Source organism: Mucilaginibacter conchicola (assembly GCF_003432115.1).
GTDB lineage: Bacteria > Bacteroidota > Bacteroidia > Sphingobacteriales > Sphingobacteriaceae > Mucilaginibacter > Mucilaginibacter conchicola.
The window spans coordinates 1,474,619-1,488,211 of sequence record NZ_QWDC01000001.1 but is presented as its reverse complement, the minus strand read 5'-3'; the positions used below and the strand labels follow the sequence as shown (position 1 = coordinate 1,488,211).

Sequence of the window (13,593 nt, the reverse complement as noted above, 5' to 3'; positions counted from 1 at the left end):
GTTTATTGTCCTTTGTTCTCTTGTAATTGTTTCTGTTCAGTAGCAGGCTCGGTAGTTACCGGCTTCTCTTCGGCAGGCTTGGTCTCTGCAGGGGCTGTTTGCTCCGCAGGTTTCTGCTCAGCCGGTGCAGGCTGTTCAGCAGGTTTTTGTTCTGCCGGTGCTGGCTGCTCGGTAGGTGCCGGTGTGGTATCAACCGGTGCGCCGCCTTTGCCTGGCGCAAGTTTGTTCAGTTTGGCTTTAGCCGTTGGCAGCACGTCGTCATTGCCTTTGTAATTATCTATCACACTTTGCAGGGTTGCTTTAGCCTGGAAGTTATCTTTCAGCGCTACATAATCATCTGCAAGCAGTATGTAGGTTTTGGCTACCCAGTAATCGTAGTTTGATAGCTCTTTAACCAATTCAAAAGCTGTTTTTTGCGATGCTTTGTATTTGCCTTGCAGGTACTCAATGTTAGCCACATTGTACTTGGCCTCGGCAGCGGCAACTGTTTTGGTATTGCTGATGGTGTAGTTAAACTCTTTAATAGCTGCTGCAGTATCGGCACGTTGCAATTGTGCTTTACCTGCATATAAACCGGTGCGGAATTTATCTTCCTGTGCGGTTTTCTCGTAATCGCGCACCAGTTGTACATACTTCAACACATCATTTGGCTGATTGATCTGCGTATAGCAAACCAGCAGGTTGTTAATGGCGAAGCTGTAATCGGCCTTGTATTCTGAGTTGGTCTCCAAACGTTTCAGGAACACAATGGCATCATTGTATTTCTTCTGGTTCATGTACAACTTAGCCATGCTGATAAGCGATTTCTCACTGTAAGCACTTGTCCAGTCGTTAAGGATCACGTTGTAATCGGTAACAGCGTCATCGTATTTACCCAGATTAGCTAAGCCCTGCGCACGGATAAAGCGAGCCTGTTTCTCGTAGATCTGCTTTTTAGGGAACTTATCAAAGTAAGAGTTAACTGCGTTAACAGATCCCTGCCAGTCGCCTTTTAAGTAAAGGTTGTTAGCAGCGGTGATCATAATGTTCTCTTGCTCGGCAGTGGTGTAGTTACCAATTGCAGTAGAGTTGGCATAGTTTAAGAACGAGCCTGCATCACCTTTATCGGTATAGATCTTCTCAACCTGTTTCAAAGCCTGCTTAGCCTCGTCAGATGATGAGTAGTCTGATACCACTTTCTTAAATGCCTCGGTTGCGGCATCATCATTATTGGCGTTGTACTCAATTAAACCGATGGTGGTGTAAGCACGCGGCACATAACTGCTATGCGGATACTTCTGTATCATGGCATTCAGATCGGCTTTGGCACGCTCGCCATCATTTTTCAAGAAGTAGGCGTAGGCTATCTCAAATGCCGCATCATCAGCGTAATCTGAATTAGGGAATTGCTGTAATAAGCTGTTCAATGTGCTGATGCGCGCATCATACGAACCCTGTAAACCCTGGATAATACCACGCTGGAACAATGCATATTCCTGGCCCTGGCTGTGGCGGGCTATGATCTTATCGTAATAAGTTAAGGCCTGGCCGTAGCTCTTCATGCCGAAGTAACTATCGCCCAAACGGCTTATCGCATCGTTCTCGGTGTTTTGGTCTTTAGCGCCACCGGCTAAGAATTTCTCAAAGTAGTTGGCAGCCTTGCGGTACTGTTCATCGTAAAAGGCAGAATAAGCCAGTGCGTAGTAAGCATAGTTGGTCAGGCCGGTCTCTTTAGATTCAGGCATGCCCAGGAACAGTTCAAAGTTCTCAACCGATTCACTGTATTTCCTCACCTCGAACATCGACTCGGCCATCCAGTAATAGGTTAAAGCCTGTATCTTGGTATCGATAGGGTTTTTAAGCGAACGCAGAAAAACGCCAATGCCGTTCTCAAACGCGCGTTCGTTGTAAAACTCCAAACCGCGGTAGTAAGTAACTTTTTGATAGGCTATCAGCGCACTTTCAGATTTGTTAGGGATAGGCTCCAGGATATCTATCGCCTCTTTGTAGTTTTTAGAGTTAAGCAAGGCCTCGCCCAATAAAACTTTTACTTCATCGCGACGTACCGAACGTGGATAGTTTTTTAGATACTGGCGGGTGGCCACCAATGCATCGTTATTGAAATCTAACTCGTAAGATAGTTTAGCATACTGGTACAAGGCATCTTCCTGTAACTGCGTATCAAAGTTTAATCTCGATGCAGTGAAGAATGCATTGCGGGCCGACGGCTTGTTGTTCATCTTCAGGTAAACATCACCTAAAGTGTAGCTACCGCTTTGGCTGTAGTTATCATTTTGCGCAACCAGGTTGGTTAACACCGCAGCAGCTTTTCCGTTATTGCCCACCTTGTAATAAGCATACCCTATCTGGTAGCTATCCTGTGTGTTTTGGGTACGGCCCTGGTCCTGCTCCTCAAAACGGCTATAGTATTCAACCGCTTTATCGTAATTGCCTTTTGCAAAGTACGATGCACCAACAATGCGGAACATCTCGGTTTCGTGTTGTTGCTTGGTTGTTTTAAGGATAGGGATGGCGTAGTTCAGTACATCATCATAGCGTTTATCTAAAAAGTAAACTGCCGTGATGTAGTACGGATAGCTGGCCTCGTATTTCTTAGAGTTTTTTAAACGCTCAAAGTTCACCAGCGCCAGGTGATAATCTTTGTTTAAGTATGCGATGTAGGCAAAGTAATAAACAGCATCATCGGTATAGGCCGATCTTTTGTTCTTCACCTCGCTGAACAGCAGTTGCGCGTTCTTGTAATCGTTGGTTACAAAGTAAGCATAGCCTTTACGGAATTTATACTCGGTGTTTTGGGCACCGGTTAAATCGCCGGCATCAACTTTATTGAACCAGTTTAAGGCCTCGGTGTATTTGCCTTGTTTAAAGTAAGCCTTACCCACCTGGAAGTACGCCGATTTAGCCAGCGGATTCTCGGGGTGCTCTTTAATAAAGCGGGCAAACATGCTTTGGGCATCGTCATTATCCAGCTCCAGGGCACAAAGGGCTTCATAGTATTGTGCATTCTCTTTAAGCAAAGATACTTCCGACTCAAATTTTGACTGTGATGTAGTTGTAAGCCTTGTTTGCTCAACCAGGCGGTACTGCTCGGCCGCAGAAGCATACTTGCCCATAGCCATAAGGTTATTCGCATTCTGGTAAATGCGGTTAACATGGAATGAAGGGCTTTGCTGTGCGAGCGCTGGCAGGGATAACAATACCGGGGCAATGAAGGCGACGTATTTAAGTTTTATCATAGAGCGCAATTATAGTGGTGCTAAATTAGCGTAATCGCAAAAATGCAATCCACATAAGTAATTAACAAGTGTGGAAAAGCACTTTTTTTAAACGATGCTGATTATGAGAATGGTATGCTTGTGGAAAACTTTAATAAAACCACTTGGAATGGCGTGTAAAGCGTAAAAAGAATATTTGCGTTTAACCAACGCTGTGTATAAATACACACAAAATATTGGCGAATATAAAGCGTTTAGCTAAACAATGATAAAAAAGTTATCAATATTGGTGGGATATCTAATGCAGCTGCCGGTTTTTTTTGCTGTGGCACAACAACAAAACCCGGCTTTAATAGAACTTAGAAGTACAGCAGTTACAGTAAAACCTACTGAGTTTTATTTAAAAGAGATAAACGACGAACGGAAAAATAAAGCTGCTTTAGGCCGCATGCAACTGTATAAAGGCGGCCCGTTCACCTCTTCGTACGCAATAAATTTTAAGGGTGGGAGTGCTGCTTTGATCAGCTTTATCAAGAATAATACAGGTGCAAATTATAAGCTGCGCCCTGTTATCCTTACTATAAACGAGTTATCGGTAAATGAGGAGCCTGCTGTAAACGGTGCGGTTAAAGGTTCGGTGAAAATTACATTGGCATTTGCTTTAGAAGGAACGTATGTGCCGGTTAAGTTAACAAGCTACAACACTACAACAACTTACCAGCGCCCTGCCGGGCCGGCGCAATATATAGAGCCAATATTAAATAAAGCCATCACCAATGGCGTATCGTTTTTTGATAACTGGGTAAATAGCCAGGCAGATACCAATATTAAACTTGCCCGGAAAGTGAATTTGTCTTTTACAGATTATGATGAGAATGGCGAGGGAGATACGATCTATTATAAAGTTGATCGTCCGCTAAAATGGGACGATTTTAAAGCTAAACCACTGCGAGGGTCAACTAAAGGGGCTGAAATATTCTCTTATATAGGGTATGACCAAAGCGTGGATGTTAGAAACAGCACGATATTTTTAAGTATCGCTCTTAAGAGCTGGGTGGCTAAAAGTGCTTGTTGGGTGCTGCCAGGTATGCAAACAGACTATGCCCTTAACCACGAGCAAAGGCATTTTGATATTACCCGCCTGGTTACCGGGCATTTTAAGAACCGGCTTAAAACCATAACGATGGCGCCTGATACCTATGAAGGCGAATTGAATACCGCTTATCTGGATGCCCTGCGCGAACTGGTAAGTATGCAAAAGCAATATGATAATGAAACATCACACAGCGGCAATGTTACTGCGCAGGAGCAATGGAACAATCGTATAGATAAAGAATTAACAGCAAGCGGGATAAAATGATAGAGAAAACTTAAGCCGCCTTTAGGTTAAGCTGCTTTTTGATGGTGCTTAGCAATACGTTAATATCAAACGGTTTGGCAACAAAATCATTAGGGCCGTTTTCCTGATTAATGGTATTGCCCGCATTATGGCTGGCAGATATCATTACAACAGGAATATCATGAGTGGTATCGTCTTTCTTTAATTGTTTGCATAGATCACGGCCGTCAACATTACCCAGCATTACATCTAACAGTATAAGATCGGGATTATTTTTATTGATGGTGTCCATTAATTTATTACCATCAGATAAAGTGTCTACTTTATAGCCCGAATCTTCCAGTATAAACTGCAATATATCCAGAATGTCGTTATCATCATCTACAGCCAAAATCCGCCGCATAACTGTGTTTAATTAAAAATCTGTAAGTATCTTAATAGTATCAGGAGCGTAAGAGCAATTGTTATACCAAATTACTTAGCACAGAAAATTTTACTTAAAACGGTAAAGTAAATTGCTTAAAACGGAAATTATTCCTGCGGCTTTTTAAATATGTAACGTGCTTTTTTGCAATTGGCGCAGAAGTACTTTTTAAGCGGAAGAAAGAACAGCAGGTTTTTAACAAACCAGCTTCTGTGAAGTTGATGATGAAAAAGATTGCCGCATTTTGGGCAATAAGTGCTGGGGGATTTAGCAGTATGGCTCAATTTAGTTTATTGTTTAGTACAGTAAGCTGTAGCGTTGTTTGATTTACGCAATACACTTACATAAAGTTTCCCAATGTTGTATTTTAACAGTTGACGAGTAAAGGCAACAGGTTGTTACAATTGGTTTGCGAAGTTAGTATAATAGCACATTAAATTATTGTAAAAATAAGGCTACTATACAATATCGGTCAAATAAATTAACATAGCCGGAGACCTTGCCCCGGCCATGTTAATTTATAAATGTTTAAAAGCCAAATATTTGCTTTAGATCGGGCTTTACAAGTTCCCCGTATTTTTTAAGGTCATCGTCGGTGATGCGTTTGTCTGATGCCACTACACAATAGGTATAGGGTTTGCCTTTCAACTCCATATCGTGGAAAGCATTCAGTTCAGTAAAACCTAATTTGCCCGCAGTTTCAAAAGTGTTTTTGCGGATATCATAATCCAAACCTTTGCGTTGCGCGGCAAGATAGTTAAACAGGATGCCTTCTTGTGTAATACGCTCGGTTTCTATTGATTTTACCACGTTCTCGCGTGCCGATTTAAAGGCTTCGCCAGATTCGGGCATGGTGTTCAGCAAGTCGTTCATGGCGGCAATAGCCTCGTTCATTTTATCGGCTTGGGTGCCTACATAACCAACAAATACATCGTTGTCGTCTTTCTTGGCTGATTGCGCATAATCAGCATAGGTTGAGTAGGCAAGCGCTTTAGACTCGCGGATGTTTTGGAAAACGATGGAGCTGATACCTCCGCCAAAGTATGCATTAAAAAGCTCAACAGTTGGCGTTTTTGCCGGGGTGTAAACTTCCTGATTGCGCACCCATTGTATCTCGGCCTGTACCATATCAAAATTGGCAAACAGTACCGAGTTTTTGTCTTGTTTTATGCGCGTAAATTGCTTCTTGGCCGGATATGCCGTAAAGGTTGCAGGTGTTTTATGCAGTTGCACTAATGATGCAGCTGCCTGCGTTGCAGTTTGCGGGCCGTAATACAAAATACTGTGTTTGTATGCAGTAAGGCTATGCAAAAGGTTAATGAGATCTTCGGCTTTTACAGCGTCTATTTCCTGCTCTGATAAGGTATAGTTGAAAGGGTTATCGGCACCATATTGCGCGTAGCTTACCAGCCCCTGCATAATGTTATTTTTATTCAGCTTAAGGTTCTCTCTTGATTTTTTGATCCTTGCTTTTAAGCTGGTTAAAGCAGCTTCATCTGCCTTACAATTGGCAAGCAGGTTCTCAACCAGGCTAACAGATGCGCCAAAATTTTCCTGCAAACCGCTAATAACCACATGCGACAGATCGGTATTGGCATTTACACTGAACGAAGTAGCTAACTTATAGAAAGCTTTACTCACATCCTCGGCACTCATCTTATCTGTACCCAAAAACTGAAGGTATTGGGCAGCCATAGGTAAAAGTTTGTTGTTCCAGCTACCCATATCAAAGCGGTAATACATCCTAAAGATGCTGTTATCCTTATTCTGTACAGCCAGCACATCCACATTGCCCGATTTTGCACGTTGTATATCGCGGTTGTAATCCAGCCACACAGGTTTCACCGGATTGGCCGGCATGCTGTTGATCATCTGTACGTAAGGCGATTGCTTGCTGGCATTAACCTCAACAGGGGTAATAGGCGGTTTATCAACCTTAACTACATTTTTATCGGCACCCTGGCGTTTGTAAACTATTACAAAGTTATTATCGTGCAGGTATTTGTTGGCAAATGCTACGATCTCGGCCTTGGTGATCTTTGACAGTTCGGCAATAGAGGCCACATCGGTTTTCCAGTCAACACCCGATGTGAAATCATCCATCAGATTGCTGGCACGTTGCACGTAGCTTTCGTCCTGCTCAATTTTACTCTTCTTAAGGTTGTTGGCGATAGAAAGGATAAGGTCGTTTGAGAAATCGCCTTTTTTAAGTTTGTCTATCTCGCCCAGCATCAGGGTTTTTACCTCATCTAATGATTGGCCTTTGGTTGGCGTGCCGCGCAGGGTAAGTACGCTGTAATCTTTAAGGATATCGGCAGATGCGAAACCGCTAAGCAGTTTTTGTTTTTTGGTAAGATCAAGGTCAAACAAACCTGCTTTGCCGTTGGCCAATATACTGCCCACCAGGTTAAGGATGCGTGCATCGCGCGTGCTGGCACCAGGAAAACGGAAAGCGATGGTCAAATTCTCGGGGTTAGGGCCAAATACTTCGCGGGCGATAGGTGCAGTGATAGGCGCCTCCGGTGCAAACTTGTACGGCGGCACCGTTTTGGTTTTCATGTAGCTGAAGTTCTTAGCTACTTTACCTATCATCACATCGGGGTTAAAATCTCCCGAGAGGATAACCCCCATGTTGTTTGGTACATAGTAATCGTAATAATATTTACGGATAGCTTTTAACGATGGGTTTTTTAAATGCTCAATAGTACCAATAGTGGTTTGCTTGCCATAGTTGTTATTAGGGAACATAGCGGCAAACAAAGCTTCCTGCACCTTGCGTGGGTCGCTGTCCAGGCCGCGGTTCTTTTCTTCGTAAACTGCTTCCAGTTCGGTATGGAATATACGCAGTACCGGTGCGCGGAAACGCTCGGCCTGCATTACCAGGAATTTATCTATTGATGAGCTCGGGATATCCTCGGTGTAAACAGTTTGCTCAAACGAGGTAAACGCGTTGCTGTTTTGGCCGCCCATTGCTGCCATCATTTTATCATACTCGTTAGCGATGGCAAATTTTGCCGCCTCGCCCGATGTTTTGTCTATCTCTTTGTAGATCTCTTTACGCTTACCCTCGTCTTTTGTAGAGTTGTATTGCTCATACAGGTCGTCAATTTTATCAAGCAAAGGTTTCTCTTTGCTCCATTCTAAAGTGCCAAATTTATCGGTACCCTTAAACATCATGTGCTCAAGGTAGTGGGCCAAACCTGTGTGGTCTGATGGGTCGGTTTTACTGCCGGCTTTAACAGCGATGTATGCTTGTATACGTGGTTGCTTAGCAGTTGGACTAAGAATTACCGTAAGGCCATTTTTTAGGGTATAGAAACGTGAGTGGGTGGGGTCGCCGGTTACGTATTTGTAGGTATAGCCGCCGCTGGTGGCAGTTTTCCATACGTAAGGGCTTTGCGCCTTTAACGTGGTAGCCGAAAGACCCGTTAAAAGCAGCATTAAGGACAGCTTTATTTTCATGTTAACAGTTTAGGTACTAAATATAGTAAAGCGCTCAGAGCAAATTAGAGTTGATACAACCGTAAGATAATTTGTAATAAGAAAGTTACAAATAAAAAAGACCCCCGAATTATTTCGGGGGCCTTTTTTATATTGAATAATGGTGGTTAATCCCAAAGATTAGCAGGGTAAGTGCCGTTGTTAACCAGTTCAGATATACTGGCTTGTACAATAGGCTTATCCTCTTTGTAAGTTACACCAAACCATTTGTTTGCGGTAGGGATAACTTTGAATGATGCGGTGCCGGTTTTAATCAGATCATCAGCCACTAACGGGATAAAGAACTCTGATTTTGGATTGTTCTTGTTAGCTTCAACAAACTTCCTGAACAGCTCTTCGCTTTGTTTGAAAACTGCAGGTGTAAAACCCCAGAAATTCATTGATACACGGGTATCATTGCTTAGCGGGTGCTCACCGGTAGCGTCTCTGTAGGCTACAGAACCATCCTCTTTAAAGTAAACCTCGGTACGCTCGTTAACTTCGGTCATGTTGCCGTTCTCATCAACCGCACACACACCGCGCGATACGGTACCATAATCAGACAATGTTCTGTCTATCTGGTAACCCATCAAGGCATATTTATCATCAGCTACCTCGGTAGTAAGGAACTGGGCCATTTTTTCAAAAGCTTCATAGCCATAAAAGTCATCGGCGTTGATAACGCAGAAAGGCTCGTGGATTTGTTTGTGGGCAGCTAATACCGCATGTGCAGTACCCCATGGCTTAGCGCGCTCAATTTGCTCGTTGATGCCAAATGGAGTAAGGTCAAAGCTTTGGTAAACGTAATCCGTCTCGATACGGCCTGCCAGTTTAGGCTCAAATATGGCTTTAAACGGCTCGGCAAATTCCTCGCGGATAATAAAGCTTACTTTACCGAAACCTGCTTTAATGGCATCGTAAATAGAGTAATCAATAATGGTTTCGCCGTTAGGGCCAAAGCCGTCAACTTGTTTCATGCTGCCGTAGCGGCTGGCCATACCTGCGGCCAAAATTAATAGTGTTGGTTTCATTGTAAAAGTAGGGTATAGATGCTTTGGTTACACAAATGCTATTTGTGCCTAAATGTTTTAAATTATTTGATGTACCTGAAATCCTGACCGTTCTGGATGTTTAACAACGACTCATAAATCAGGCGGATAACGTTATCTACGTCTTCTTTATGGATCATCTCAACGGTTGTGTGCATATAGCGCAACGGTAAAGAGATCAATGCTGATGGTACACCGTCGTTTGAGTAGGCAAATGCATCCGTATCAGTACCGGTTGAGCGCGATGACGCCTGGCGTTGGAACGGAATGTTTGCTTTCTGTGCCGATTCGATAAGTAATTTGTTCAGGTTGTTTTGTACCGCGGGGGCATAAGAAATTACCGGGCCTTTACCGCAGCTCAGATCACCCTGAACGATCTTGTTGATCATCGGGGTATTGGTATCATGCGTAACATCGGTAACAATAGCTACGTTTGGTTTGATGCGATGGGCGATCATCTCAGCACCACGTAAACCTATCTCTTCCTGTACGGCATTTACAATGTATAAACCGAAAGGCAGTTTTATGTTGTTCTCTTTCAACAAACGGGCAACCTCGGCTATCATGAAACCACCTGCGCGGTTATCCAATGCGCGACCAACATAGTAACGGTTGTTAAGCACCATAAACTCATCCTCGTAAGTAATTACACAACCCACGTGGATGCCAAGTGCTTCAACCTCTTCCTTGCTGGTGCAACCACAATCAAGGAAAATGTTTTTCAGGGTTGGGGCCTCTTCCTTTTCGCCGCCTAAACGGGTGTGGATAGCCGGCCAGCCAAATACAGCCTTAACTATGCCATTATCGGTATGGATGTCGACACGTTTTGATGGCGCTATCTGATGATCTGAACCACCGTTGCGGATAACGTAGATCAAACCATCATTAGTGATGTAGTTTACAAACCACGAGATCTCATCGGCATGGGCCTCGATAACCACTTTGTAGTCGGCTTCAGGGTTAATGATGCCCACTGCAGTACCGTAATTGTCAACGTAATGGTCGTCGATGTAAGGTTTAATGTAGTCAAGCCAAAGTTCCTGGCCTTTCCATTCAAAGCCGGTAGGAGATGGGTTATTGATATATTTTTCGAAAAATGCTAAGGACGCTTCATTAACAACAGCAGGTTTCTGTTGCTCAACTTCTGTTTTCTTTTTTGCCATTATGCAGATTGTATGGTTAAGCTATCGGGGGAATAGCGCGTGGCAAATATAACAAAGCAAATGATATACAAAGAAATGTATTTTTGACAGTTGTAAAGTTTATTTCTAACTTAACATACACTTCATATTGATACTTGACCTTTGCAGCGTTAATTTTTAAGATAATTAGTTAGTCAGTTTAGTATTTGAAAGGTCAGTTTGCGCAAGGCAGGCTGACTTTTTGTTTTCAGGCTGATACCAGGCTCTTTTCCATTATCACATAGTCCACACCTTTTTTGCTGAATTGCGCACCCGTTTGCGCAAAATCATATTTTTTGTAGAAGCCAATGGCCGATGTACGCGCATTGCACCAAAGGCGTTCGCCATGCTCCTCAATGGCAAAACCCGTGATGTAATTTAATAATTCCTTACCAATCCCTTTACCCTGCCAGGCCTCATCAACCGCCAGCTTACGAAATTGCCAGTCGTTACCATTTTTAAACAACGATACCACGCCCACCAGTTTGTTCTCCGTAAATGCCCCAAAGTGGTAGCCATGCTCATCCTCGGGCATCTCCATATTAAATTTATACTCGCCGGGGTAAAGCACATCTCGGCGCAGTTGCCAGGTAAGGTGCGGGGTAATTTGTTCGATACTTATCATTTGGGATAAAGGTAGAAGGTTTTTTAATATCGAATAATGAATGGTGAGTTGAGAATGATGAAGTGAGGATGCCTATTCGATCATTTCATATTTACTGTATTTAGCGTTCCATCCATCATCAGAATATGATTCGCCATGAATGCCATCACTAAGTTCAGCGATATTGTTGTTGTCTACCATTATCCTGATCTCGTTTTTAAAATCGGCCTGCTCTTGTAAAGCGAATAGGAAATCGTGAATAGCGCTGTCTATAGATGCGATAAAGGCTTTTTTTACGGTTTCTGTTTGACTATCTGACAGTTCGCCGAGCTCGTTTTGGATGCTTTGAAGTGCAGGGGCTTTCCATTGGGCTTTTAAAAGTAATTCAAAATGATTTATACCACTGTCGCGTAGGTTTTCTACTAAGAATTTTCCGAATTTATCAAGACTATTGTCCATCAGTTGAGATTTGATTTTCTTAAAATTACTTTTTTAGTTGGATGGTTAAAGTTTTTAATCGAACATCGAATAATGGTGAAAAAATATGACCCACATCATTGCCGTTGGCTTTAGCCAACGGATAACCAGCACGCAAGAATGGCTTTAGCCAAAACAGACTATTGCTATTTTAGGCTAAAGCCATTAGGAGTTTGTTTAAAACCGTCCCTTGAAAGGGACGGCAATGAGCTCAGTTGCAGCTACCTTTTACCTTTCGCCTTTAACCTTTCTTCCCCTACAACGGTATATTCCCATGCTTCTTTTTCGGGTTGTTCACTACCTTATTCTCCAGCATTTTAAAGGCCTGGATGAGTTTGCTGCGTGTCTCTGATGGTTCTATCACCTCGTCAATAAAGCCACGCTCTGCTGCGCGGTAGGGGTTGGCGAATATGCCGGCGTATTGTTCCTCTTTTTCGCGCCATTTGGCTTCTGGGTCTTCGGCGGTGGTTATTTCACGTTTAAAAATGATCTCGGCAGCGCCTTTGGCACCCATAACGGCTATCTCGGCAGTTGGCCAGGCGTAATTCATATCGGCACCAATGTGTTTGGAGTTCATTACATCGTAAGCGCCACCATAGGCTTTACGGGTGATGACAGTGATGCGTGGCACGGTAGCCTCGCAGAAGGCATAAAGCAGTTTGGCGCCGTTGGTGATAATAGCATTCCATTCCTGGTCGGTGCCCGGCAAAAAGCCCGGTACATCCTCAAATACCAGCAGCGGAATATTAAAGCTATCGCAGAAACGTACAAAACGTGCGCCTTTGGTTGATGAATGGATATCCAGCACCCCCGCCAAAAACATTGGTTGGTTAGCCACAATACCAATACTACGGCCAGCCAATCGGGCGAAACCTACCACAATATTCTCGGCAAAATCTTTATGTACTTCAAGGAATGATCCGCCGTCTATCACCTGCTCAATTACTTCACGGATATCATAAGGTTGCGAAGCATTCTCCGGTAGGGCGTCATTCAACGACGGGCGGGTTTCATCTTTAGCTTCGTAAGGTACAGATGGTGCGCGGTCTTCGCAGTTTTGCGGCATATAGCTCAGCAGTTGTTTTATATGCTGAATGGCGGCAATCTCATTGGCGCATGCAAAATGCGTTACACCACTTTTGGTAGCGTGGGTATGTGCGCCGCCCAATTCTTCTGAGGTTACCTGCTCATGCGTTACGGTTTTCACTACGTTAGGGCCGGTAACAAACATGTATGAAGTGTTCTCTACCATCAAAATAAAATCGGTAATGGCAGGGGAGTACACCGCTCCGCCCGCACATGGGCCCATAATGGCCGAGATCTGCGGAACAACGCCACTGGCCATGGTGTTGCGGTAAAATATATCGGCGTAGCCACCTAATGATACCACGCCTTCCTGTATACGCGCACCGCCCGAGTCGTTAAGACCTATCACGGGGGCGCCGTTCTTCATGGCCAGATCCATTATTTTACAGATCTTCTCAGCATGGGTTTCAGACAATGATCCGCCGAAAACAGTAAAATCCTGAGAGAAAACATACACCAAACGGCCGTTAATGTTGCCGTAGCCGGTTACCACACCATCGCCGGGATACTTTTCTTTCTCCATCCCAAAATCGGTAGAGCGGTGCGATACAAACATGCCTATTTCCTGGAAGCTGCCTTCATCCAACAGGAAATGAAGCCGCTCGCGGGCGGTTAGTTTGCCTTTTTTGTGCTGCGCCTCAATGCGTGCTGCGCCGCCGCCTTCCAGTGCCTGTTCGCGTTTTTGTTGTAATGTATCCAGCTTTTTGTTCACGGTGTAGTGTTTGGTGATGGCTAAAA

The 13,593-nt window shown here is 43.8% G+C and carries 9 protein-coding genes; 1 reads left to right on the top strand and 8 read right to left on the bottom strand.

All coding sequences use genetic code 11. From position 1 onward, the window contains the following. Positions 1-2: 2 nt before the first annotated feature. Positions 3-3,236: a tetratricopeptide repeat protein gene (locus D0C36_RS06610; RefSeq protein WP_117390756.1), complete on the bottom strand. Its 3,234-nt coding sequence runs from the start codon at positions 3,234-3,236 to the stop codon at positions 3-5. A 244-nt stretch (positions 3,237-3,480) separates the two neighbouring features. Here D0C36_RS06610 and D0C36_RS06605 point away from each other — a divergent pair, with 244 nt between their 5' ends. Beyond that, positions 3,481-4,575 (top strand): hypothetical protein, encoded by a 1,095-nt coding sequence (locus D0C36_RS06605; protein WP_117390755.1) that lies wholly within the window; start codon positions 3,481-3,483, stop codon positions 4,573-4,575. A 10-nt stretch (positions 4,576-4,585) separates the two neighbouring features. Here the strand turns inward: D0C36_RS06605 and D0C36_RS06600 are convergent, their stop codons facing one another. From D0C36_RS06600 to D0C36_RS06570, 7 genes are all read right to left on the bottom strand, one after another. Further along, the gene (locus D0C36_RS06600; RefSeq protein WP_117390754.1) at positions 4,586-4,957 is read right to left on the bottom strand and encodes a response regulator; all 372 of its coding nucleotides are present in this window, start codon (positions 4,955-4,957) and stop codon (positions 4,586-4,588) included. Positions 4,958-5,506: 549 nt separating this feature from the next. Then, positions 5,507-8,440 (bottom strand): M16 family metallopeptidase, encoded by a 2,934-nt coding sequence (locus tag D0C36_RS06595; RefSeq protein WP_117390753.1) that lies wholly within the window; start codon positions 8,438-8,440, stop codon positions 5,507-5,509. A gap of 146 nt (positions 8,441-8,586) precedes the next feature. After that, positions 8,587-9,489, bottom strand: a complete 903-nt coding sequence (locus D0C36_RS06590; RefSeq protein WP_117390752.1) for a nucleotidyltransferase family protein — start codon at positions 9,487-9,489, stop codon at positions 8,587-8,589. A gap of 62 nt (positions 9,490-9,551) precedes the next feature. Next, a complete protein-coding gene (locus D0C36_RS06585; protein WP_117390751.1) occupies positions 9,552-10,670 on the bottom strand; it encodes a M42 family metallopeptidase in 1,119 nt (372 codons plus the stop codon). A 226-nt stretch (positions 10,671-10,896) separates the two neighbouring features. Beyond that, a complete protein-coding gene (locus tag D0C36_RS06580; RefSeq protein ID WP_117390750.1) occupies positions 10,897-11,313 on the bottom strand; it encodes a GNAT family N-acetyltransferase in 417 nt (138 codons plus the stop codon). A gap of 72 nt (positions 11,314-11,385) precedes the next feature. Continuing rightward, positions 11,386-11,751, bottom strand: coding sequence for a hypothetical protein (locus tag D0C36_RS06575; protein ID WP_117390749.1), 366 nt, complete (start codon positions 11,749-11,751; stop codon positions 11,386-11,388). Between the two features lie 274 nt (positions 11,752-12,025). Then, on the bottom strand, positions 12,026-13,567 hold the full coding sequence (locus D0C36_RS06570) for an acyl-CoA carboxylase subunit beta (RefSeq protein ID WP_117391390.1): 1,542 nt from the start codon (positions 13,565-13,567) through the stop codon (positions 12,026-12,028). Between the last annotated feature and the right edge of the window lie 26 nt (positions 13,568-13,593).

Bases quoted from the DNA above. Each gene is read 5' to 3' on its own strand.
- D0C36_RS06610 (WP_117390756.1), bottom strand. From the start codon at position 3,236: ATGATAAAACTTAAATACGTCGCCTTCATTGCCCCGGTATTGTTATCC.
- D0C36_RS06605 (WP_117390755.1), top strand. From the start codon at position 3,481: ATGATAAAAAAGTTATCAATATTGGTGGGATATCTAATGCAGCTGCCG.
- D0C36_RS06600 (WP_117390754.1), bottom strand. From the start codon at position 4,957: ATGCGGCGGATTTTGGCTGTAGATGATGATAACGACATTCTGGATATA.
- D0C36_RS06595 (WP_117390753.1), bottom strand. From the start codon at position 8,440: ATGAAAATAAAGCTGTCCTTAATGCTGCTTTTAACGGGTCTTTCGGCT.
- D0C36_RS06590 (WP_117390752.1), bottom strand. From the start codon at position 9,489: ATGAAACCAACACTATTAATTTTGGCCGCAGGTATGGCCAGCCGCTAC.
- D0C36_RS06585 (WP_117390751.1), bottom strand. From the start codon at position 10,670: ATGGCAAAAAAGAAAACAGAAGTTGAGCAACAGAAACCTGCTGTTGTT.
- D0C36_RS06580 (WP_117390750.1), bottom strand. From the start codon at position 11,313: ATGATAAGTATCGAACAAATTACCCCGCACCTTACCTGGCAACTGCGC.
- D0C36_RS06575 (WP_117390749.1), bottom strand. From the start codon at position 11,751: ATGGACAATAGTCTTGATAAATTCGGAAAATTCTTAGTAGAAAACCTA.